This window comes from Arthrobacter sp. NicSoilB4, assembly GCF_019977335.1.
In the GTDB taxonomy this organism is placed as follows: Bacteria; Actinomycetota; Actinomycetes; order Actinomycetales; family Micrococcaceae; genus Arthrobacter.
This window is the reverse complement of the sequence record NZ_AP024653.1, coordinates 2,135,032-2,156,139: the sequence shown is the minus strand read 5'-3', so window position 1 is coordinate 2,156,139 and position 21,108 is coordinate 2,135,032. Positions and strand designations below refer to the sequence as shown.

The 21,108-nt window shown below is 66.6% G+C and carries 21 protein-coding genes; 11 read left to right on the top strand and 10 right to left on the bottom strand.

Translation table 11 applies throughout. From position 1 onward, the window contains the following. Positions 1-22 precede the first annotated feature (22 nt). Entirely contained in the window at positions 23-1,042 is a 1,020-nt protein-coding gene (locus LDO13_RS09710; RefSeq protein WP_224046565.1) for an alpha/beta hydrolase, read from the bottom strand. A 68-nt stretch (positions 1,043-1,110) separates the two neighbouring features. Here LDO13_RS09710 and LDO13_RS09705 point away from each other — a divergent pair, with 68 nt between their 5' ends. After that, positions 1,111-2,184 (top strand): quinone-dependent dihydroorotate dehydrogenase, encoded by a 1,074-nt coding sequence (locus LDO13_RS09705; protein WP_224046564.1) that lies wholly within the window; start codon positions 1,111-1,113, stop codon positions 2,182-2,184. 89 nt (positions 2,185-2,273) lie between these two features. Here the strand turns inward: LDO13_RS09705 and LDO13_RS09700 are convergent, their stop codons facing one another. Then, positions 2,274-2,870, bottom strand: coding sequence for a DUF3043 domain-containing protein (locus tag LDO13_RS09700; RefSeq protein WP_224046563.1), 597 nt, complete (start codon positions 2,868-2,870; stop codon positions 2,274-2,276). 126 nt (positions 2,871-2,996) lie between these two features. On the opposite strand from LDO13_RS09700, the gene LDO13_RS09695 reads away from it, so the two are divergent. From LDO13_RS09695 to LDO13_RS09675, 5 genes are all read left to right on the top strand, one after another. Next, positions 2,997-4,427, top strand: coding sequence for a dipeptidase (locus tag LDO13_RS09695; RefSeq protein WP_224046562.1), 1,431 nt, complete (start codon positions 2,997-2,999; stop codon positions 4,425-4,427). Positions 4,428-4,608: 181 nt separating this feature from the next. Further along, positions 4,609-4,998, top strand: a complete 390-nt coding sequence (locus tag LDO13_RS09690) for an iron-sulfur cluster assembly accessory protein (protein WP_024368088.1) — start codon at positions 4,609-4,611, stop codon at positions 4,996-4,998. A gap of 199 nt (positions 4,999-5,197) precedes the next feature. After that, positions 5,198-6,070: a cytochrome c oxidase subunit II gene (gene coxB, locus LDO13_RS09685; protein WP_224046561.1), complete on the top strand. Its 873-nt coding sequence runs from the start codon at positions 5,198-5,200 to the stop codon at positions 6,068-6,070. Positions 6,071-6,080: 10 nt separating this feature from the next. Beyond that, positions 6,081-7,802: a cytochrome c oxidase subunit I gene (ctaD, locus tag LDO13_RS09680; protein WP_224046560.1), complete on the top strand. Its 1,722-nt coding sequence runs from the start codon at positions 6,081-6,083 to the stop codon at positions 7,800-7,802. After that, positions 7,802-8,203: a cytochrome c oxidase subunit 4 gene (locus LDO13_RS09675; protein WP_224046559.1), complete on the top strand. Its 402-nt coding sequence runs from the start codon at positions 7,802-7,804 to the stop codon at positions 8,201-8,203. Before ctaD ends, LDO13_RS09675 begins: the two co-directional genes overlap by 1 nt. A gap of 117 nt (positions 8,204-8,320) precedes the next feature. On the opposite strand, the gene LDO13_RS09670 is transcribed toward LDO13_RS09675, so the two are convergent. Continuing rightward, positions 8,321-8,614 (bottom strand): HPr family phosphocarrier protein, encoded by a 294-nt coding sequence (locus LDO13_RS09670; protein WP_224046558.1) that lies wholly within the window; start codon positions 8,612-8,614, stop codon positions 8,321-8,323. 165 nt (positions 8,615-8,779) lie between these two features. Here LDO13_RS09670 and LDO13_RS09665 point away from each other — a divergent pair, with 165 nt between their 5' ends. Continuing rightward, positions 8,780-9,571, top strand: coding sequence for a GntR family transcriptional regulator (locus LDO13_RS09665; RefSeq protein ID WP_224046557.1), 792 nt, complete (start codon positions 8,780-8,782; stop codon positions 9,569-9,571). A gap of 139 nt (positions 9,572-9,710) precedes the next feature. Here LDO13_RS09665 and LDO13_RS09660 read toward each other — a convergent pair whose 3' ends face one another. The 4 genes from LDO13_RS09660 to LDO13_RS09645 form a co-directional block, all read right to left on the bottom strand. Continuing rightward, positions 9,711-11,390, bottom strand: a complete 1,680-nt coding sequence (locus tag LDO13_RS09660) for a cytochrome bc complex cytochrome b subunit (protein ID WP_224046556.1) — start codon at positions 11,388-11,390, stop codon at positions 9,711-9,713. Continuing rightward, positions 11,368-12,438: a Rieske 2Fe-2S domain-containing protein gene (locus LDO13_RS09655; protein WP_224046555.1), complete on the bottom strand. Its 1,071-nt coding sequence runs from the start codon at positions 12,436-12,438 to the stop codon at positions 11,368-11,370. The genes LDO13_RS09660 and LDO13_RS09655 overlap by 23 nt, the downstream gene beginning before the upstream one ends. Positions 12,439-12,539: 101 nt before the next feature. Beyond that, entirely contained in the window at positions 12,540-13,325 is a 786-nt protein-coding gene (locus tag LDO13_RS09650) for a cytochrome c (protein WP_224046554.1), read from the bottom strand. Between the two features lie 87 nt (positions 13,326-13,412). After that, positions 13,413-13,991, bottom strand: coding sequence for a heme-copper oxidase subunit III (locus LDO13_RS09645; RefSeq protein WP_224046553.1), 579 nt, complete (start codon positions 13,989-13,991; stop codon positions 13,413-13,415). 208 nt (positions 13,992-14,199) lie between these two features. Between LDO13_RS09645 and trpD the strand changes: the two genes are divergently transcribed. Continuing rightward, positions 14,200-15,258, top strand: a complete 1,059-nt coding sequence (gene trpD, locus LDO13_RS09640) for an anthranilate phosphoribosyltransferase (RefSeq protein WP_224046552.1) — start codon at positions 14,200-14,202, stop codon at positions 15,256-15,258. 18 nt (positions 15,259-15,276) lie between these two features. Here trpD and LDO13_RS09635 read toward each other — a convergent pair whose 3' ends face one another. The 3 genes from LDO13_RS09635 to LDO13_RS09625 form a co-directional block, all read right to left on the bottom strand. Further along, a complete protein-coding gene (locus LDO13_RS09635; RefSeq protein ID WP_224046551.1) occupies positions 15,277-15,558 on the bottom strand; it encodes an Lrp/AsnC ligand binding domain-containing protein in 282 nt (93 codons plus the stop codon). Between the two features lie 99 nt (positions 15,559-15,657). Continuing rightward, positions 15,658-16,110 carry a DUF3054 domain-containing protein gene (locus LDO13_RS09630; protein WP_224046550.1) on the bottom strand — a complete coding sequence of 151 codons (453 nt, stop codon included), beginning with the start codon at positions 16,108-16,110 and terminating at the stop codon, positions 15,658-15,660. A 37-nt stretch (positions 16,111-16,147) separates the two neighbouring features. Then, entirely contained in the window at positions 16,148-16,783 is a 636-nt protein-coding gene (locus tag LDO13_RS09625; RefSeq protein WP_224046549.1) for a LysE family translocator, read from the bottom strand. Positions 16,784-16,935: 152 nt separating this feature from the next. On the opposite strand from LDO13_RS09625, the gene LDO13_RS09620 reads away from it, so the two are divergent. The 3 genes from LDO13_RS09620 (at position 16,936) to LDO13_RS09610 (ending at position 21,025) form a co-directional block, all read left to right on the top strand. Then, the gene (locus LDO13_RS09620) at positions 16,936-17,412 is read left to right on the top strand and encodes a VOC family protein (RefSeq protein ID WP_224046548.1); all 477 of its coding nucleotides are present in this window, start codon (positions 16,936-16,938) and stop codon (positions 17,410-17,412) included. A 170-nt stretch (positions 17,413-17,582) separates the two neighbouring features. Then, complete coding sequence (locus tag LDO13_RS09615; RefSeq protein ID WP_224046547.1) at positions 17,583-19,763, top strand: elongation factor G-like protein EF-G2; 2,181 nt, start codon at positions 17,583-17,585, stop codon at positions 19,761-19,763. Positions 19,764-19,843: 80 nt separating this feature from the next. Further along, a complete protein-coding gene (locus tag LDO13_RS09610) occupies positions 19,844-21,025 on the top strand; it encodes an MFS transporter (RefSeq protein ID WP_224046546.1) in 1,182 nt (393 codons plus the stop codon). Positions 21,026-21,108 lie beyond the last annotated feature (83 nt).

The window sequence follows — 21,108 nt, the reverse complement described above, 5'->3', positions numbered from 1 at the left end:
CAGCCGCCGCCGGAGCGCGCTGTCAGGCGGTGCCGCCGTCGTCCAGGACATACGCCCGGAGCCAGCGGGCCAGCCGCGCATAGGCGTCGGCACGGACCCGCGGGGCGGACAGGAACACATCATGCAGGGCCCCGTCGATCCGTTCCAGGGTGACGGTGCGGCCCAGGCTGAGAGCGCGCAGGGCGATGGTGTTGACGTCCAGGACCGCGTCCGTGCGGCGCATGGATTCCTTCCAAAACATCCCGGTGGCGCTGGCCCCGGAAATCAGGACCAGGATCGGGACGTCGATGTTCAGTCCCCGCGCCACCCGCGACTGCCCGCTGAGGACCGCGCTGAGCCAGCCGGCCCGGACGGGGAACGCCCGGGGCGGGCGGTAGTTGTCATCCAGTGTCCATTCGCCCTCCGCGGCGCTGCTGACGCTGCGCCAGTAGAAGCCGCGTTCGGGCAGCCGGATGACGGCCTCGGGCCAGAACCGCGCGAGCGGTTCCACCATGGTCCGCGCCGCGCGGCGCACGGCCGGGCTGCCGTGCATTTCCAGCCAGGGGCTGTCGAGGATCAGCTGCGAGACCATCCCGCGATGCCGGCTGGCCCACAGTGCGGCAATGAGCCCACCGGTGGAATGCCCCATCAGCGCCACGGTCGGAGGGTTTTCGGCCCCGGGGTGCAGGGAGGCGATGATGCTGATCGCCGCGGTGATCTCGGCGTCATAATCGTCCAGGTCCGCCACATAGCCGCCGTGCCCGCCGGCCTGGAGGCTCCGCCCGTGGTTGTGCATGTCCAGGGCGAAGAACGCAAAGCCCTGGCCGGTCCAGAACTCTGCCAGTTCCTCGTTGAAGAAGTAGTCGCTCCAGCCGTGCAGGAACAGGACGGCCCGGCTCCGCTGGCCCCCGGCCAGGTCAGCACCGCCGGCCGCACCCGCTTGGGCTGCAACATGCCGGACCAGCGTCGCGGTCCGCTCGACGCCGTCGGGGCCCGACGCCGGGACGGTGCACGCTTCGAAGCCGTCGCCGAGGATATCCGGTACCCATTCCTCGCTGGTCATGGCTTCATGCTAGCGCCCGGCGCGGAGGCGGGTTTGGTCTGGACCGCCGGAACCGCAAAACTAGAGCCATGCGCGTATATCCGACATTCTTCCGGCTGGCCTTCTCATGGATGGACGCCGAACGCGCCCATAAGATCGGCTTCAAGGCCATCCGAATCATCCACACCTGCGGGGCCGGGAGGGTGCTGCAGAAGTTCACCGCCCCCGCGGCGTCACTGCAGACCCAGGCGTTCGGCCTGACCTTCCCGTCGCCCTTCGGACTGGCTGCCGGCTTCGACAAGGAGGGCCACGGCATTGAGGCCCTGACCGAGCTCGGCTTCGGCCATGTGGAAGTCGGTACCATTACCGGCCAGGCCCAGCCGGGGAACCCGGCGCCGAGGCTCTTCCGCCTGGTCGACGACAGGGCTGTGATCAACCGGATGGGCTTCAACAACGACGGGGCGGCCGCTGTGGCGCCCCGGCTGAAGTCCGCCCGGGCGGCCCTGCAGCGCCGCCACCCGGGCGTCCGCCCGGTGATCGGGGTCAACATCGGCAAGAGCAAGGTGGTCGAACTTGAAGACGCGGTGGCCGACTACCTCATCAGCGCCCGGAGCCTGGCACCCGCGGCCGACTACCTCGTGGTCAACGTCAGCTCCCCGAACACCCCGGGCCTGCGGCTTCTCCAGGATGTGGAAACTCTCCGCCCGCTGCTGACGGCAGTGGGGGAGGCGGCGGACACGGCTTCCGGACGCCACGTCCCGCTGCTGGTCAAGATCGCTCCGGACCTCAGCAATGAGGACATCGACGACGTCGCGCGCCTCGCGCTGGACCTGAAACTGGACGGGATCATTGCCACCAACACCACCATCGCCCGCAGCGGCCTCTCGTCCGCCCCGGACAAGGTGGCGGAGTGTGGTGCGGGCGGGCTTTCGGGTGCCCCGCTGAAGCAGCGTTCCCTCGAGGTGCTGGCCCGGCTGAAGGCGGCAACCGGCGGCAAGCTGACCCTGGTCTCGGTGGGCGGCGTCGAAACCGCGCAGGACGTCCAGCAGCGGCTCGACGCCGGCGCCACACTCGTGCAGGGATACACGGCCTTCCTCTACGAAGGTCCGTTCTGGGCTGGCCGCATCAACCGGCTGCTCGCGAAGCACCCGTCCCGGCGCTGAGGGGCGGCCCCGCCCGGGGGCACCGAACACCAGGAACGACAAAGCCCCCGGCAGCCCAGCTGCCGGGGGCCCGTTGTTGATCGGGGGAGTCAGGCGGGGTATTCGCCGCGCTTGACGAGGGGCTTGGGAAGGCGCAGGCGGCGGAACTGCAGCGAGCGCATGGAGCCGTACCAGACGGTACCGCGCTCCACTTCGCCGAACTTCTCCGTCAGCCGCTTCCGGAGCTTCCGGGAGAGGATGAAGACGTCGACGAAAACAGCCAGGAACATCACCCAGAAGCCGCCCAGGACGTAGATCATCTGTTCGCTGGAGGCCGGGACGAGCAGTGAGACAACCACGAAGATTAGGGCACCGAACATCAGGTACTCGCCCAGGCTGAAGCGGGCGTCCACATAGTCACGGGCGAAGCGCTTCTGCGGACCCTTGTCCCGCAGCGGCAGGTACTTCTCGTCGCCGGTGTCCATGGCCTGCCGCATCTTCAGCCGCTGCTCCTGGACCGCTGCGCGCTCTGCCGCCTTGGAGGCCTTGCGGTCCTCCGGCACGAGCGGCCGTTTGCGGGCAGCCACCTGGGCGCTGCGCTTGGGCGTGGGCGCGCCCTTGCCGGGGGCAGTGTCCCGGGTTGCCCCGGCCGCCTGTTGGTCAACTATGTCCTGCGCCGTTGGCGCTTCCTTTTTACGTCCAAACACCCCTACAGAATACCCCGGGGCGGCATGCGCGAGACCCAGCCCACACGGCGCATGACCTGCCGTGTCAGTGTCAGTGCCAGCGTTCACGGGTTTAGCGTGATCCGCGACACGGGTAGTGTTCTGGCCATGACTTCATCACCCGCGGGGAACCCGCAAACCGCAACCGTCCAGATGGGAACCGTCGACACCGAGGCGCTCCGCCAGGCCGTCACCGAATCGTTCGACACCACGATCGCCCAGTTGAAAGAGCTCGTCGCTATCCCCGGCATCGCCTGGCCAAGCTTCGACCCCGCCCCGCTGAATGCCAGCGCCGACGCCGTCGCCCGGCTGGTGCGGGACAGCGGCTTCGACGACGTGCAGATCCTGCGCTGCGACAAGGAAGACGGGACGCCCGGCGGCCCCGCCGTCGTCGCACGCCGCCCCGCGGCCGAAGGCAAGCCGACGATCCTGCTGTACGCGCACCACGATGTGCAGCCCACCGGAGACCTGGCGCTGTGGGAGACGGAGCCGTTCACCGCCGTCGAGCGTGACGGCCGGCTCTACGGCCGCGGCGCCGCCGACGACAAGGCCGGCATCATGGCCCACATCGCCGCCTACGCGGCCGTGACCCGCGTGCTGGGCGACGATCTGGGCCTCGGCGTGACGTTCTTCTTCGAGGGCGAGGAGGAAGCCGGCTCCCCGACGTTCCGCACCTTCCTGGAAACCCACCGGGAGCTGCTCCGCGCCGATGTGATCGTCGTGGCCGACTCCAGCAACTGGAAGGTCGGCATCCCCGCGCTCACCACCAGCCTCCGCGGCCTGGTGGACGGCACCATCGAGGTCAAGGTCCTGGACCACGCCGTCCACTCTGGCATGTTCGGCGGCCCCGTGCTGGACGCGCCGACCCTGCTGTCCCGGCTCATCGCCACCCTCCACGACGACGAGGGCAACGTCGCGATCGCCGGCCTCGTCAGCCGCGACGACGCCACCGTGGACCTCTCCGAAGAGGAATACCGCGCCGACGCGTCGGTGCTCGACGGCGTCCGGCTCGCCGGCACCGGCACCATCGCCTCGCGGATGTGGACCAAACCGGCGCTGTCGATCATCGGCTTCGATGCACCCGCCGTGGACGTCGCCTCGAACACCCTGCTGCCCCGGGCGCGGGCGAAGTTCAGCATGCGGCTCGCTCCCGGGCAGGACCCGGCCGAGGCGATGGATGCCGTCCGCAGGCACGTGGAAGCCAATGCACCGTTCGGCGCCCACGTGGTCTTCACGCCGGGGGAGAGCGGCAACTCCTTCCTCACGGACACCTCCTCCAAGGCCGCAGGCGTCGCGATGTGGGCGCTCGGCGAGGCCTGGGGCGTGCCCGCAGTCGAAACCGGCATCGGCGGTTCCATTCCGTTCATCGCCGACCTGACCGAGCTGTACCCCGACGTGCAGATCCTGGTCACCGGCGTCGAGGATCCCGATTCGCGGGCGCACAGCGCCAACGAATCCCTGCATCTGGGCGACTTCCGGAACGCGGTCGTAGCCGAAGCCCTGATGCTGGCCCGGCTGAACGAGGAAGGGCTGGCCTAAGCGGACCGGGCCGGGACCCCCTTCCCGGGGAACATCCGGCCTGTACCCACGGTTACGTCAGGAGTTAGAGCTACGCGGCTGATCGACGTAGCATTAGCTATAGCCCGTACCGTACAAGTAGGGGCGGGCCGGATGTTCCCTGGGAGGGGGCGCCGCCACCACCGTCGTTAGAAGGTAGGCCATGAGCACTACAACCAATGAAAACAGCGCCGACACCACCGCCACGGCGGGCGAGGAACTGGCCACGCACGAGGTCAAGCTGACCGATGTCGCAGCCGGCAAGGTCCGCAGCCTGCTCGAGCAGGAAGGCCGCACCGATCTGCGCCTCCGCGTGGCCGTGCAGCCCGGCGGTTGCTCCGGCCTGATCTACCAGCTCTACTTCGACGAGAGGCTCCTCGACGGAGACGCCGTCCGCGACTACGACGGCGTTGAAGTCGTTGTCGACAAGATGAGCGTCCCGTACCTCAGCGGCGCCAGCATCGACTTCGAGGACACCATCTCCAAGCAGGGCTTCACGATCGACAATCCGAACGCCGGCGGCTCATGCGCCTGCGGTGATTCCTTCCACTAAGGCCGGGCAATCTGCCCGGCCTTAGTGCCGCAGGATCCATAACGAGCGGGCCCGGCAAAAAGGTCCCGACGCACGGCGCGGACATGTGGGCGAAAACTCGCGGGGAGCGGTAAGCTCTACACCGAGTAGTAAAACTTTTCGTGTGCCCAGACCGCCATTTCGCGGCCCGGGCGACAGCAACAAGTAGGAAGGGCCGTCTGTGAGTTCGCAGAACCGAACCGGCAGCCGACGCAAACAGATCACTACGATCACTGGCTTGGCACTCGCCGGCGCGTTGGCTTTGACTGGATGTTCACCAGAGGTACAGAAAGGGTGGCTGCCTACTGAACGCGGCACCACCAACCACACTGACCGCATCATGGACCTCTGGGTCAACTCATGGATTGCCGCGCTGATCGTTGGTGTCATTACCTGGGGCCTGATGATCTGGTGCATGGTCGCCTACCGGCGCCGCAAGGGCACCGTCGGCTTCCCCCGGCAGAACAGCTTCAACCTGCCCCTTGAGGTCTTCTACCTGACGATCCCGCTGTTCATGGTCCTGGTGTTCTTCTACTTCACCGACCGAGACCAGCACGCGATCGACAACCGCGCACAGCCGGCCGACGTCGTCGTTGACGTCCGCGGCAAGCAGTGGGCCTGGGACTTCAACTACAAAAAGGGCGACGTGATCCGCGAGGATGTCCACGAGGCCGGCGTCCAGGCGCACCTGACCGGTGAGGCTGTGGACAAGGAAAAGCTGCCCACCCTGTACCTCCCGGTCAATAAGTCGGTTGACGTAGAGCTGAACGCCCGCGACGTCATCCACTCCTTCTGGGTCCCCGCCTTCCTGCAGAAGCGCGACATGATCCCCGGAAAGACCAACTACATCAGGTTCACCCCCACCAAGGAGGGGACCTACGACGGCAAATGCGCCGAACTCTGCGGCGAATACCACTCCGAAATGCTGTTCCGCGTAAAGGTCGTTTCCGACGCCGAATTCCAGGCGCACCTGGAAAAGCTCCGCCAGGACGGCAACACCGGTCTCCTCGGCGAAGAGTACGACCGCAACCCGGCCCCGACCGAAACCAAGTAAGGGGAGCGACGTGGCAACTACCTATTCCCAGCCCACCGGGATCCTTGAGGCTCCCGTAGTACCGAAGTCCAAGGGGCGCATCGTCGTCAACTGGATCACTTCGACCGACCACAAGACCATCGGGTACATGTACCTGATCGCGTCCTTCGTGTTCTTCTGCTTCGGCGGTGTTATGGCGCTGCTGATCCGGGCCGAGCTGTTCGAGCCCGGCATGCAGATCCTCCAGACCAAAGAGCAGTACAACCAGCTCTTCACCATGCACGGCACCGTCATGCTGCTGATGTTCGCGACGCCGCTGTTCGCCGGCTTCGCCAACGTCATCATGCCGCTCCAGATCGGTGCCCCCGACGTCGCCTTCCCGCGACTGAACGCACTGGCCTTCTGGTTCTTCCTCTTCGGTTCCACCATCGCCGTGTCCGGCTTCGTCACCCCGCAGGGTGCGGCCTCGTTCGGCTGGTTCGCGTACGCGCCGCTGTCCAACACGACGTTCAGCCCCGGCGTGGGCGGTGACCTCTGGGTCTTCGGCCTGGCGCTCTCCGGCTTCGGCACCATCCTCGGTGCGGTCAACTTCATCACCACGATCATCTGCATGCGCGCCCCGGGCATGACCATGTGGCGGATGCCGATCTTCACCTGGAACATCCTGGTGACGGCAATCCTGGTCCTGATGGCGTTCCCGCCGCTGGCCGCAGCCCTCTTCGCCCTCGGCGCGGACCGGCGCTTCGGTGCCCACATCTTCGACCCCGAGAACGGCGGCGCCGTCCTCTGGCAGCACCTGTTCTGGTTCTTCGGCCACCCCGAGGTCTACATCATCGCCCTGCCGTTCTTCGGCATCGTCTCCGAGATCTTCCCGGTCTTCAGCCGCAAGCCGATCTTCGGTTACAAGGGCCTCGTCTACGCAACGATCTCCATCGCCGCCCTGTCCGTGACCGTGTGGGCCCACCACATGTACGTCACCGGCTCGGTCCTGCTGCCGTTCTTCTCCTTCATGACGATGCTGATCGCGGTGCCCACCGGCGTGAAGTTCTTCAACTGGATCGGCACCATGTGGCGGGGTTCCATCACCTTCGAAACCCCCATGCTGTGGAGCATCGGCTTCCTGGCGACGTTCCTCTTCGGCGGCCTGACCGGCATCATCCTGGCCTCCCCGCCGCTGGACTTCCACGTGTCCGACTCCTACTTCGTGGTGGCACACTTCCACTACGTCGTCTTCGGCACCGTCGTGTTCGCGATGTTCGCAGGCTTCTACTTCTGGTGGCCGAAGTGGACCGGCAAGATGCTCAACGAGCGCCTCGGCAAGATCCACTTCTGGATGCTGTTCCTCGGCTTCCACGGCACCTTCCTCATCCAGCACTGGCTGGGCGTCGAGGGCATGCCCCGCCGCTACGCGGACTACATGCCGCAGGACAACTTCACCTGGATGAACCAGTTCTCCACCTACGCGTCGTTCCTGCTGGGCGCCTCGCTGATCCCGTTCTTCTGGAACGTCTACATCACGTGGCGCAGCAACGAGCGGGTTGAAGTGGATGACCCCTGGGGCTTCGGCGCCTCGCTCGAATGGGCAACCTCCTGCCCGCCGCCGCGTCACAACTTCACCTCGCTGCCGCGGATCCGTTCGGAGCGTCCTGCCCTGGACCTGCACCACCCCGAACTTTCCCAGACATACACCGTCGACTCTCCTGCCCCGGCCGCAGAAGCCCTCGGTAACGCCGACCAGAAGGACAACCCCTAGTGAAGATCGAATCAAGGATTTTTGGCCTCGGAGTCTTCTTCTTCGTGCCGGTGGCTCTCATCTACGGTTTCCTGACCGGCTGGTCCGAGTGGGTCGGCATCCTGGGCGTGCTCTTGGTCGGCGGGCTCGCGGGCATGATCGGCGCCTACCTCGCCTTTACCGGCAAGCGCGTCGGTATGCGTCCCGAGGACCGCAGTGACGCCGAGATCCACGAGGGCGCCGGTGAGCAGGGCCACTTCAGCCCCTGGAGCTGGTGGCCGCTGGTCCTCGGCCTGGCCAGCGCCACAGGATTCCTCGGAATGGCCATCGGCTTCTGGATCGTCTACATCGCGGCCGGGCTCGCCCTGGTCGCCCTGGTCGGCTGGGTGTACGAGTACAGCCGCGGAGACCACGCGCACTAAGGTCCGCCAGGACGCGTACCAAGTCAACAACGGCGGCGGGCCCCACCTTCTGGTGGGGCCCGCCGTCGTTGTTTTGTTGTTAGCCCGTTGTGCGGCCCGGGAGGGGCTGTACGGCGGTCAGCGGGACCGGGCCGACTCCAGCAGGGCACTGAGCCCCTCAAGGGCCTTCTCGACGTCGTCAGGGCTGTACCCGTCCGGGACGGCATCGGGCGCGACAGCCAGTTCCACCACACAGCCGAAGTGGAAGTCCTCGGTCATGACTTCCAGCAGGGAGCGGGCGTCCACGCCGGGCCTGCCGTCCTTGCTGATGGTGACGGGCAGCCCGGTCTCATGAACCGCCCGGACGAACAGCGCCGCCGGCCGTGCATGCAGTCCGATGGTGGCCTGGACGATTGCGTTCCGAACTGGCAACGGGGCTTCCTTGTCTCTCACTGGATTATTGGGCCGGGGGGACACCGGCGCATTCAAGCCTAGCGCCGGGCGGGGTCCCCGGGCGAACCGCTACCGGCAGGTGGTCTAGACCTGCGCGCCGAGTGGTTTAACCTTGACGTATGACTCATTCCGGAAGGAACCGCTATGGCGGCTTCTGACGCCGCCCGCATGGCCGGCGAGATCGACCGGCACAACGGTACGCCCATCTACGTCCAGCTGAGGGAAATCCTTCGCGCCCACATCGTGAGCGCCTGCCCCCCGGGGTCCGCACTGCCCTCGGAACGGGATCTCGCCGAGCGCTTCGGCCTGGCCCGGATGACGGTGCGCCAGGCCATCGATGCCCTCGTCGGCGAGGAAGTCATCGAACGCGTGGTGGGCCTCGGAACGTTTGTGCGCAAACCCAAACTTGACCTCCAGGTGAAGCTGACCTCCTACAGCGAGGAAATGCAGCGCCGCGGCATGGTTCCCGCCGCCAAAGTCCTCAGTTTCGAGCAGATCGGTGCCAGTGCTTTCCTGGCCCGTGAGCTCCAACTCGAGGAGGGTACGCCCCTCGTGCGGTTCCGGCGCCTCCTGCTGGCGGACAACGAACCCATGAGCGTGGACGAGAACTTCATCCCCGCGCACCGGGTTCCCGGACTGCTCGATGGTGAACCGCCCACATCCCTGTACAACGTCCTGAGCGAACGCTTCGGCCTGGTGATGGAGTGGGGCGAGGACATGATCGAGGCGACGGCGGCCTCGCCGTCGACGGCCCGGTTGCTTAACGTTGAAGTGGGGTCCCCGCTCCTGAAGATCCAGCGCCACGCCTTCGTGGCACGGGCCATGGTCGATTACTCGGTGTCTTACTACCGGGCGGACCGCTACAAGCTCTGGGTGCCCCTGCAGCGGCCGGGCGTCCGTCCGACCCGGAACTACGCCTCGGGGTACCGCCCCTAAGAACAACGCGGGGTCACTCCGCGCCCATCCCGAGGGGGATTATGGGCGCGGAGTGACACCGCGTTGTTTGTGCCGCCCGAGACATGCAGAAAGGCCCGGTCCTGATGGACCGGGCCTTTCTGGTGTTCACTGCAGCCGGTTAGTGGCTAAGCGTCTTCTGCGATACACCGGATTCGATGGCCTCGTGTTCGCCGTGGTGGCCATGGGCCGCCGCCAGCTCAGCGGGCGTGGCCGGGGCAACCCGGTCCTCAAAGAACCACTTGGAAAACAGTGCGCGCCGCTTCTCCTTCTTGTCGACGACGCCGTTGGCGTTCGGCTCCGCAGGAAGCGGTGACGGCGACTCGAAGCCGACCAGCTTGTACCGCTTGTACTCGTCCAGCGGTGCGTGGACCTCGATGAACTCACCGTGCGGCAGGCGCACGATGCGGCCGGTTTCGCGGCCGTGCAGAGCAATCTCGCGGTCCTTGCGCTGGAGGGCCAGAGCAACACGTTTCGTGACAATGAAGGCGATGACCGGTCCAACAAAGAACAGCGCACGCAGCCAGTAGGTGACATCGTTCAGCGACACGTGGAAGTGCGTGGCGATGAGGTCCGAACCTGCTGCCGCCCACATCACGCAGTACCAGACAAAGCCGGCCATGCCGATGGCGGTACGCGTGGGAGCGTTGCGCGGACGGTCGAGGACGTGGTGCTCGCGGTTGTCCTTGGTGATCCAGCGTTCGATCCACGGGTAGGTGAACAGCACGGTGAAGATGATTCCCGCAGGCACCAGGGCCGGGAGCAGGACGTTGAACGTGAAGACCTGGCCGAACCAGACCTGTTCGACGCTCCAGTTGCCGATGGTGCCCGGCATAAGCCGGAGGGCGCCGTCGACGAAGCCGATGTACCAGTCAGGCTGGGTGCCCGCCGAGACGGGGGAGGGGTCGTACGGGCCGTAGTTCCAGATCGGGTTGATGGTGAAGAACCCTGCCATGAGGGCGACGACACCAAACACGATGAAGAAGAAGCCGCCGGCCTTGGCAGCGTAGACCGGGCCAAGCGGGTAGCCGACGACGTTGCCATCGTTGCGTCCCGGGCCGGGGTACTGGGTGTGCTTGTGCACGACCACCATAAAGAGGTGCAGGACGATCATCAGGAGGATGAGGGCCGGAACCAGCAGGATGTGGAGCATGTACAGGCGGCCGATGATGACCGTGCCGGGGAATTCTCCGCCGAAGAGGAAGAACGAGATGTACGTTCCGACCACGGGAATGGACTTGATGACGCCGTCGATGATGCGCAGGCCGTTGCCGGAGAGCAGGTCATCGGGGAGGGAGTAGCCGGTGAAGCCGGCAGCCATCGAGAGGATGAGCAGCACGCCGCCCACCACCCAGTTCATTTCGCGCGGCTTGCGGAAGGCTCCGGTGAAGAACACGCGGAGCATGTGCACGGACACCGAGGCCACGAAGAGCAGCGCGGACCAGTGGTGGACCTGGCGCATAAACAGGCCGCCGCGGACATCGAAGGAGATGTCCAGCGAGGAGCTGTAAGCCACCGACATTTCGACGTTCTTCAGCGGAGTGTAGGAGCCCTGGTAGTGCGTCTCCGCCATCGAGGGATCAAAGAAGAACGTCAGGAAGGTGCCCGAGAGCAGCAGGATGACGAAGGAGTACAGGGCAACTTCGCCGAACATGAACGACCAGTGGTCCGGGAAGACCTTGCGGCCGAATTCGCGCAGGATCCCCGACCCGCCGACGCGTTCGTCAACGAAGTTGGTGATGCGGCCGCCTGTGGTCTTGGCGACGAAGGTGGGGGCATTAGGCGTTGATGTTGCGCTCATGCTGCTCACGCTCCCAATAGCTAGGTCCAACGGGTTCATGGAAGTCGCTGGTGGCGACCAGGTAGCCCTCGGAATCAACCGCGATGGGCAGCTGGGGGAGGGGACGGCTGGCCGGTCCAAAGATAACCTTGCATTCCTGGGTCAGGTCGAAGGTTGACTGGTGGCACGGGCACAGCAGGTGGTGGGTCTGCTGCTCGTAAAGGGCAACAGGGCAACCGACGTGGGTGCAGATCTTGGAGTAGGCAACAATGCCGTTGTAGGCCCAGTCCGCGCGGCCGGGGGAGGGGTGGAGTTCCTCCGGGTTCAGGCGCATGAGCAGGACAACAGACTTGGCCTTCTCATTCAGCTTGCCTTCGTGCAGTTCATTCAGGCCTTCCGGGATGACGTGGAAAGCAGAACCGATGGTCACGTCGGCGGCCTTGATGGGGGTGCCGTCAGGGTCACGGGTGAGCCGCTTGAGCTTGCCATCCTGGGGTGCCCACATGGTGTGCGCCAGGGCGTCGTCGGGACGCGGACCCAGGTCACCGAAGACGGCGAGGGCCGGCAGCGGAGCCAGCGCCACGGCGCCCAAAAGGGTGTTGCGGATCAGCGGGCGGCGCTTGATGCCGGTTTCCTCGACGATGTCGTCGACGATCCGGACAGCAGCCTGGCGGTCATCCTCGGTGCGGATGGCATGGCGCTCTTCCGAGACTTCGTGGTCCGGCATGAGGGCCTTGGCCCAATGCACGATTCCGGTACCGATGCCCAGCATGGCAAAGGCGGTGCCGATACCCAGCAGCGCGTTCTGCAGCCGGATGGTCGCGATCGCCGTGTCATCTCCCAGATCGATGGCGAAGTACGCCACCAGGAAGATCAGGGTGCCAACGACCGAGGTCCCGAAAAGAAGGGCTACCTGCCGTTCTGCTCGCTTTGCGGCCTTCGGGTCCGTGTCAGCCAGGCGCAAACGATGCGGGGGAATTCCAGGATCCTGGAACTTCTCCACCTCATTCTGACCAGCCGTAGCTACGGTGCCCGAGTGGTTCGGACTGCCGTCACTATGGTTGCCCATAATTCGCCTCATCCCTCTCTCGTCTCGGCAAGTGCCGAGTTAGCTTTCAATTCAAACTGCTGACAGGCCAGCAGAAAATTCTTACAGGTGCAAACAGTGGGCTAGGACGTCCGGGACGTCAGCCAGATGGTGAAGGCGATGATGACGCCCAGACCGGCGATCCAGACGAACAGGCCTTCAGAAACCGGGCCCAGGGACCCCAGGTCGGCGCCGCCGGGTGAACCGTTGGCCTCGATCTGCTTCAGGAAGGTGATGATGTCGCGCTTGCCCTCGGGGCCGACGTTGGCGTCGCTGAACACCGGCATGTTCTGCGGGCCGGTGACCATGGCTTCGTAGATGTGCTTGCTGGACACGTCGCCCAGGGCCGGAGCGAACTTGCCCCGGGTCAGCGCACCGCCGGCAGCGGCGGCGTTGTGGCACATGGCGCAGTTCACGCGGAACAGTTCGCCACCGTTGGCGGCGTCGCCCTTGCCGTCGAGGACATGTGCCTCGGGGATGGACGGGCCGGGGCCCAGCGAAGCAACGTAAGCGGAGAGCTGGTGGGTCTGCTCCTCGTTGAACTGGGCGGGCTTCTTGGGGGCCTGCGGGGCGTTCATCTGCATGGGCATGCGCCCGGTGCCGACCTGGAAGTCAACGGCGGCAGCGCCGACGCCGACCAGGGAGGGGCCGTCTTTGGTCCCGCTGGCGCCCATGCCGTGGCAGGTGGCGCAGTTTGCCGCGAAGAGCTTGCCGCCCTCCTCTGCGTCACTTGCGCTGAAGGTGGTGGTGGCTTTGGCCTGGTTGACGGTGGTGGCAACGGCGTACAGCCCACCAGTGACCAGGAGGCCCATCAGCAGCAGTGCAATTGCTGCCAGTGGGTGACGTCGCTTCTGCGAGAGTGCCTTCACGTGGTGGTTCCTTTATTCGATCGTGCGTGGGCTCCGGGGAGCCGCTTCTTGAAATTCTGCCTCTTGTAGAAAAAGAGTCAAGTCTTGCTACTTGAGGACGTAGATGACCAGGAAGAGGCCGATCCAGACGACGTCGACGAAGTGCCAGTAGTACGAGGTGACAATCGCTGAGGTTGCTTCGAAGTGGCCGAACTTCTTCGCTGCGAAGGACCGGCCCATGATGAGGAGGAAGGCAACCAAGCCACCGATGACGTGCAGGCCGTGGAAGCCCGTGGTGATGTAGAACGCCGAACCGTAGGCGTTGGAGGAGAGTGAGACATGCTCGGAAACGAGCATGGCGTACTCAGTCGCCTGGCCGGCCACGAAGAAGGAACCCATGATGAAGGTCAGGGTGAACCATTCGTTCATTCCCCAGCGGGTGAAGCTGAGGCGGCCGCCGCTTCGGCGCGGCTGAAGCCGCTCAGCGGCGAAGACGCCCATCTGGCAAGTGAACGAACTTGCCACGAGGACGATCGTGTTGATGAGCGCAAAGGGGAAGTTGAGCTTGGCTGTCTCCTCGGCCCACATCAGTCCGGAAGTCGAACGGAGTGTGAAGTACATGGCGAAGAGACCGGCGAAGAACATCAACTCACTGGACAGCCAGACTACGGTTCCAACAGAAACCATGTTCGGGCGATTCAGCGTCGGGTGCGCCGGGGTACTGGGGGCATGGGTCGCAGATGTCACATAGACATTATGTCTATAAAACTCCCTCCTGCCCAACGCAAACCGCCTTTTCGGAGGACTTTTTCTACAAAGACGCGAATTCGCGCGGAAAAGTTCCCGCACCCGTTCACATTGGTCTTTGCGGGGCGCACCTCGATAGCATCGGAACGTGACTTCTCAGGCATCTGCACAGGCGGCAGGCAACACCTGGCCGCGGCTCATCGGCGCACTCATCGACGGTACGGATCTCACCGCCACCAACACCGAGTGGGCGATGAACTCGATCATGTCCGGAGAGGCCACGCCGGCGCAGGTTGCCGGCTTCCTCGTGGCGCTGCGGTCCAAAGGCGAGACCGTGGATGAACTCGTCGGCCTGGTCGAGGCGATGATCGCGAACGCCAGCCCAATCGACATAGCCGGGCAGAAGCTGGACATCGTCGGCACCGGAGGCGACCAGCAAAACACGGTCAACATATCCACGATGGCCGCGCTGATCGCGGCCGGGGCCGGTGCCAAGGTGGTTAAGCACGGCAACCGTGCCGCGTCCTCGACCTCCGGTTCCGCCGACGTCCTGGAGGCATTGGGCGTCCGGCTGGACCTTCCCATCCCGAGGGTGGCCCTCAACGCGGAGGAGGCGGGCATCACCTTCTGCTTCGCGCAGGTGTTCCATCCCTCCATGCGGCATGCCGCCGTCGCCCGCCGTGAACTCGGCGTGCCGACTGCCTTCAACTTCCTGGGGCCCATGATCAACCCTGCCCACGTCCAGGCCTCGGCGGTGGGGGTCGCCAATGAGCGGATGGCCCCGCTGGTGGCCGGGGTGCTGGCCAAGCGCGGGAGCCGCGGGCTGGTGTTCCGCGGGAATGACGGGCTCGATGAACTCACCACCACCGGCCCGTCCCGGGTGTGGGAAATCCGGAACGGTGCCGTGAGCGAAGAGATGTTCGACCCGGCTGATCTTGGCATCCGCCGGGCAACCCTTGAGGAGCTGCGCGGCGGGGACGCCGCCGCGAATGCCGCCGTCGTGCGTTCCGTCCTCGCCGGTGGCCGCGGACCCGCGCGCGATGCAGCACTGCTGAATGCCGCCGCCGGACTCGTCGCGTTCGACCTGGACGCCGTCGGTCCCTTCAGCGAGCGGATGGCCGCCGCGTTCAGGCGGGCGGAAGAATCGATCGAGTCGGGTGCCGCCGCGGCCGTCCTGGACCGGTGGGTCGCGCTCTCGCGCAGCTGAAGCAGCTGACCCAGGGCCCTACTGTTCGAAGCCGAGGGCGAAAGCGGCGTCGAGGTCGTGCTGCGAATAGGCGCGGAAAGCGATCTGGGTGGTGGTGTGGACAACGCCCGGAACCTTGGAGAGCTTGTCCGCGATGGCGTCGGCCAGGTCCTCATGCTTCTGCACCCGGGCAATCGCAATAAGATCCCATTCGCCGGTGACGGAGTAGACCTCGCTGATCCCCTGGATGGCGGAGATCTCTTCCGCGGTCTCCGGGATACGGGAGGCATCTGTCTTAATCAGGACGAAAGCGGTGACCACGTGTGAACCTTTCCGGATCTGTTGCGCCGTTGCCGGCCGGTGAATGCGCCCCTCGGGGACTCCCCGGGGCCTTGGCCATGTGCTTGCAAGCCTAGTCCATCAGGCCCCGCCGCGGCGTGTGTTGCGCTGCCGGATGACCGCGGCCAGAAGACGATATCCGAGCAGGAAGAGCCCCAGGCTGAGCAGGGCCACAATAACGAACGGCAGGACCACTGTCTGCCCGGTGACGGCCCGCAGGAGCATACCGACAGTGACCGCTCCGAGCCAGACGCCGGCGCCGGCGGGCCAGAGGGCCAGGGGTGAACGCCAGATCCGCAGGGCAAGCCAGGCGGCCGCCGCGCCGGCCAGGAACGGCCAGGCCGTGGCAAGCACGCCCGTGATGACGTCCCCGCGCTGGTGCGCATCGCGGCCGATCGCGGCGAAGAGGAGAATCAGGGCGGCGTCGGCGCAGGCGGCCACCACGGCAGATCGTCGCGACACCGACACAGGCCCCGACGGCGTGGCCGGACCGGTCGCGGCGGGGCGGGGGAGCGGCGGCGGGGAAGAAGGCATGCTCCAAGCCTAGCCGGGCCGGCCGGGACGCCGCAGATCAGGCTTTCGTCGTCGCGATCCTGGCGGCGAAGCCGATCAGGACGACGCCGGCAATGCGGTCCGTCACCTTGCCGGCCCGCGGTGACTGAAGCCAGCGCCGGGCGTGGTGGGTGGCCAGGATAATCGCCGCGAACCAGAGCATCGCCTCGGCATTGTGGACCAGGGGCAGGAGTGTTCCCATCAGCAGGGCCGGGGCGTCGGCGGGCATGAACTGGGGGATCATCGCCATGTAGAACACGCCGACCTTGGGGTTCAGCAGGCTGGTGGTCAGGCCGGTCAGCCAGTCTGAACGGGCAGCGCCTGATGCCGCATCCGGCTGCACGGCCGCCTGCGCGGGCCCCGGGCGGAGGCTCTTGACCAGCATGGAAAAGCCCAGCCAGGCCATGTAGCCGGCGCCAGCGAGCTTGAGTACGGTAAAGGCCGTTTCCGAGGCGGCCAGCAGGGCCGACGCGCCGATGGCTGCTGCGAGTCCCCACGCCGCGGTTCCCGTGCAGATGCCGGCAGCGGTGGCGAAGGCCGGCGCGTGTCCGCGGCTGATGGCCGTGCGCAGCACCAGTACCGTATCCATTCCCGGGACCAGGGTCAGCAAGGCCGCCACGAGGGCGAACTGCAGGAGGGCGTCGGCGATGGTCATACGCCATGATAGCGGCGTCCGCGGGCTGCTCCGCCGCGCCGTTGTGCCCGGTTGGCCGGCGGGCTAGGCTCGGCCCCACACCCCTGCAACGCCGCCGGACTGTCCCCGGAGACACCGCTTCGCGGCGCGGGCCAAAGGAAAGAGGATGCGACGTGGCCGAAAAGATCACCACCTGCCTGTGGTTCGACAACCAGGCGGAAGAAGCTGCCGACTTTTACGTTTCCGTCTTCGACGGCGGGAAGGTGCTCGATGTCTCGCGCTACGGGGAGGGCGGGCCGGCACCGGCTGGCCAGGCAATGACCGTGCGCTTTGAAATCGATGGGCGGACATTCACGGCGTTGAACGGGGGACCGGCCTTCACTTTCAACGAGTCGGTCTCCTTCGTCATCGACTGCTCCTCCCAGGAGGAGGTCGACCGGTATTGGGCCGCATTGGGCGCGGGCGGCACCGAAAGCCAGTGCGGGTGGCTCAAGGACAGGTACGGGGTGTCGTGGCAGGTGGTCCCGTCCGCGCTGGGCGGCCTGATCGGCGGCCCGGATCCGGAGGGTGCTCAGCGCGCCATGCAGGCCATGCTGGGCATGCAGAAGCTCGACATCGCGGCGCTGCAGAAGGCCTACGACGGCACCTGAGCCGGGTACGGGAGGCTGATTTCCAAGCCTTTCCGCGCTGCCGCGGCATGGGGTTGGTTTTTGCATCTTGCCGCCGTATCGCCGAAGGGTGTCCAATCCATATAGACAGCCCCATGTTGAGCGGATGCCGGCGGTCCGGCCGTCCGACGGATGCAGACCAGGAGGGTCCCATGCCTGCCAAGGACGCGAAGGTACCGGCGAAAACCGCCGCCCGCGGCACGTCTGAACTCCGGCGGGCGGACGCCTCCGATGCCCTGCCGCCCGAACAGCCGGAGCAGATCCGGAACGTGGCGCTGGTTGGCCGCTCAGGATCCGGAAAGACGATGCTGGCAGAGGCTCTGCTCGCCGCCACCGGGGCGATTTCGCGGAAGGGCTCGATCACCGAAGGCACAACTGTCGGAGACTCGGAGCCGGCCGCCATCCACCAGCAACGCTCCGTCGCCCTCTCCGTCGTGCCCGTCACGGCCGGGGGCATCAAGGTCAACCTCCTCGACACGCCGGGCTACCCGGACTTCGTCGGCGAACTGCGGGCAGGGCTGCGCGCGGCGGACGCGGCCCTGTTTGTTGTCTCTGCGGTGGACGCCATTGACGCAGCCACCACCGCGCTCTGGGGCGAGTGCCAGCGCGTCGGGGTGCCGCGGGCGGTGGTGATCAGCCGCCTGGACCATCCCCGGGCGGACTTTGACGCGGCCCTCGAACGCTGCCAGAAGGCCTTCGGCGACGCGACACTCCCGCTCTACCTGCCGGTCACGAAGGGGGCGCAAGTGATCGGTCTGCTGGGCCTCCTGTCGGGTACGGTGTCGGACCAGCCGGCGGGCGGCGAGCTGCCCGGGTACCGGGACGCTGACGACGTCGAACGCGTCGCCTCGGAGGCGGCCCGCGGCGCGCTGATCGAAGGAATCATCGCAGAAAGCGAGGACGAGTCGTTGATGGACCGGTACCTTGGCGGCGAGGAGATCCCCCCGGACGTCCTGGTGAGTGACCTGGAAACCGCCGTCGCGCGCGGATCGTTCCATCCGGTGGTCGCCACGTCCGCCGAGACCGGCCTCGGCCTGGCTGAACTGCTGGACGTAGTGACGCGGGCATTCCCCTCACCCACAGAACATGCGCGGCCGTCGGTGACCCTCCTGGACGGCAGCCCCGCCGCCACACCGGACTGCGACCCCGCGGGCCCGCTGCTTGGCGAGGTTGTGCGCACCACCACCGACCCGTTCCTTGGCCGCGTGTGCCTGGTCCGCCTCTTTTCCGGCACGCTGCGGGAAGACACGGCCGTCCACGTGGCCGGGCACGGCCTGGCGGACCGGGGCCATGCCGATCACGACAGTGACGAGCGCGTCTCCCATCTGTATTCGCCGCTGGGCTCCAGTTTGCGGCCGGTGCCGTACAGCGTGGCGGGGGACATCTGCGCCCTGACGAAGCTCGGGCCGGCCGAGACGGGGGACACCGTTTCGGCCAAGGATTTTCCGTTGCTGATCCAGCCGTGGGAGATGCCGGAGCCGCTGCTTCCGGTAGCCGTCGAGGCGGCTTCCCATGGTGATGAGGACGTTCTGGCCAGGAGCCTGGGCAAGGTGGCGGCCGGCGATCCGGCGCTCCGGGTGGAGCGGAACGCGGAGACCCACCAGTTGATCCTCTGGTGCATGGGCGAGGCGCATGCGGACGTGGTCCTGGGCCGGCTGCGCGAGCAGGGCGTCAACCTGCAGACGGTCGATGTCGTCACGCCGCTGCGGGAGACGTTCGCCGCTCCCGCAACGGGCCACGGACGGCACGTCAAACAATCCGGAGGCCATGGGCAATACGCAGTGTGCGACATTGAGGTTGAACCGCTGGACCGTGGGGCCGGCTTCGAATTCGTAGACAAGACCGTGGGCGGCGTGATTCCGGGGCCCTTCATCAGTTCAGTGGAGAAGGGCGTGCGGGCGCAGATGCAGAAAGGGGTCTCCGCGGGCTTTCCGGTGGTGGACATCCGGGTGACCCTGCTCGGCGGCAAGGCACACAGCGTGGATTCCTCGGACGCGGCCTTTCAGGCGGCCGGCGCGCTGGCCCTGCGGGAAGCAGCCGCAGCCGGCCGGATCCAGCTGCTGGAACCCGTCTCCGCCGCGACGATCAGCGTGTCGGAAGAGCACGTCGGCGCGGTGATGAGCGATCTGTCCTCACGCCGGGCACGCCTGACCGGAACCACGTCCGCCGGGGGAGACCTGACCGAAATCAGCGCCGAAGTTCCGGACCAGGAGCTCCTGCGGTACGCCATCGAACTGCGCGCACTGACCGCGGGAAGCGGCCGGTTCAGCCGGAGCTACCTGCGCCACGAACCCGTCCCGGCCGCCGCCGCCCGAGCTGCCGCGAAGGACTAATAGAGAGCCACGAACGACGGGACGCGGCCGACGGACCGAATCGCAGGGGCGATTCGGAGTTCGTCCCCTAGGATCGGCGCATGCGCATACAACCGGACCGGCGGCGGGCCGCGGGCACCGCAGCGACTCTCATCGGAGGGTCCGCGGAGTTGCTGGACTTCCTGATCCCGCTGTGGGGCGGCACCGAGCTTGGCCTTGCGCCCAGCGCGATCGGCGCTCTCGTCGCCGTCGAGCTTGTCATCTCGGTGATTGCACGTCGGGTGTCCGGGTGGCTGGTCGACACGCGGGTGCGGACGACGGTCGCGGCGGCCGGGGCGCTGCTGTACGCGGTGAGCTGCCTCGGTTACGCCCTCGCGACGTCGCTTCCGCTCGCCTTCGCCGCCGCCGTCGTGGGGGGCGCCGGCGGGGCGTTCTTCTGGATCGCCGTCCGGGCGATCGCGGCCGAGGACCTCGAGCGTGACTCCGGCTCGCTGGCCGGGCTGCTGTCCTCCGAAGCGCTCGGATCCTGGTTTTTCTGGCTTCCGGCCATGGTCCTGCTGCCGCTGATCGGCTTCGGCGGGGTCTTCGGGACCCTCGGCGTTGCCTGTATCGCCGCAGCGGTCCTGCTGGTCCGCGTGCCAAGGTTCCTCGAGCCGCCGCAGGAACAGCCGCCGGGCGGGATCCGGGGCGATGGCAGGCGCCTAGCCCCGCTGCTGTTCGTCGCGCTGGTGACCGCCGTCGCCGAGGCCGGCGTGTCCCTGCTGCTGCTGCTTCACCTGCAAAGGGAGCTCGGGCTTGAGGTCTACCAGATTGCACTCATCTACTTGCCCGGCGGCGTGGTGCTCACGGCGATGCCGCGCGTGCTGCACCGGTTCGTTGAACGTCGGGGCAGGCGTGCGGGCTATGCCATCGCGTCCGTCGCGTCGGCCCTGACTGCGGCCGGTCTCGCGTTCACGCCAAGTCCCGTCGTGATCGCCGCCCTCTGGGTACTGACGAGCGCCGCCTGGGCAATCTTGCTGCCGATCCAGCGGGCGGTCGTGGCAGAAGTGAACGGGCACCGGGTGGGCCGCGGGATGAGCCTGTTGACCAACTCCGAGATGTTGGGCGCTGCAGCCGGTGCGCTGCTGGCGGGCCTGCTGTACGAGGGTGGGTCGTGGCACCTGTCGTGCCTGATCTTCGCCGGCATCATCGCCGCCGGTTCCGTCCTGGGTCCGCGTGCTCTCACGAAATTGGGCGTGCGTGACCGCCCGGAATCCGGCGCGACGGTTGTGAACACGGGCTAGCGCGGCCCGCTCCGGCGGCGGTGCATAACCGCATGAAACCGTGCCTCTGCAGAAACGACGTCGACGGGTGGACCCGCCGCGGA

Excerpts from the sequence above, each read along its gene's own strand:
- LDO13_RS09625 (WP_224046549.1), bottom strand. The coding sequence starts at position 16,783 with ATGACCATCGCCGACGCCCTCCTGCAGTTCGCCCTCGTGGCGGCCTTG.
- LDO13_RS09655 (WP_224046555.1), bottom strand. The coding sequence starts at position 12,438 with ATGGGCAACCATAGTGACGGCAGTCCGAACCACTCGGGCACCGTAGCT.
- LDO13_RS09710 (WP_224046565.1), bottom strand. The coding sequence starts at position 1,042 with ATGACCAGCGAGGAATGGGTACCGGATATCCTCGGCGACGGCTTCGAA.
- LDO13_RS09695 (WP_224046562.1), top strand. The coding sequence starts at position 2,997 with ATGACTTCATCACCCGCGGGGAACCCGCAAACCGCAACCGTCCAGATG.
- LDO13_RS09630 (WP_224046550.1), bottom strand. The coding sequence starts at position 16,110 with ATGCCTTCTTCCCCGCCGCCGCTCCCCCGCCCCGCCGCGACCGGTCCG.
- LDO13_RS09660 (WP_224046556.1), bottom strand. The coding sequence starts at position 11,390 with ATGAGCGCAACATCAACGCCTAATGCCCCCACCTTCGTCGCCAAGACC.
- LDO13_RS09615 (WP_224046547.1), top strand. The coding sequence starts at position 17,583 with ATGCCTGCCAAGGACGCGAAGGTACCGGCGAAAACCGCCGCCCGCGGC.
- LDO13_RS09705 (WP_224046564.1), top strand. The coding sequence starts at position 1,111 with ATGCGCGTATATCCGACATTCTTCCGGCTGGCCTTCTCATGGATGGAC.
- LDO13_RS09665 (WP_224046557.1), top strand. The coding sequence starts at position 8,780 with ATGGCGGCTTCTGACGCCGCCCGCATGGCCGGCGAGATCGACCGGCAC.
- LDO13_RS09610 (WP_224046546.1), top strand. The coding sequence starts at position 19,844 with ATGCGCATACAACCGGACCGGCGGCGGGCCGCGGGCACCGCAGCGACT.
- LDO13_RS09690 (WP_024368088.1), top strand. The coding sequence starts at position 4,609 with ATGAGCACTACAACCAATGAAAACAGCGCCGACACCACCGCCACGGCG.
- LDO13_RS09645 (WP_224046553.1), bottom strand. The coding sequence starts at position 13,991 with ATGGTTTCTGTTGGAACCGTAGTCTGGCTGTCCAGTGAGTTGATGTTC.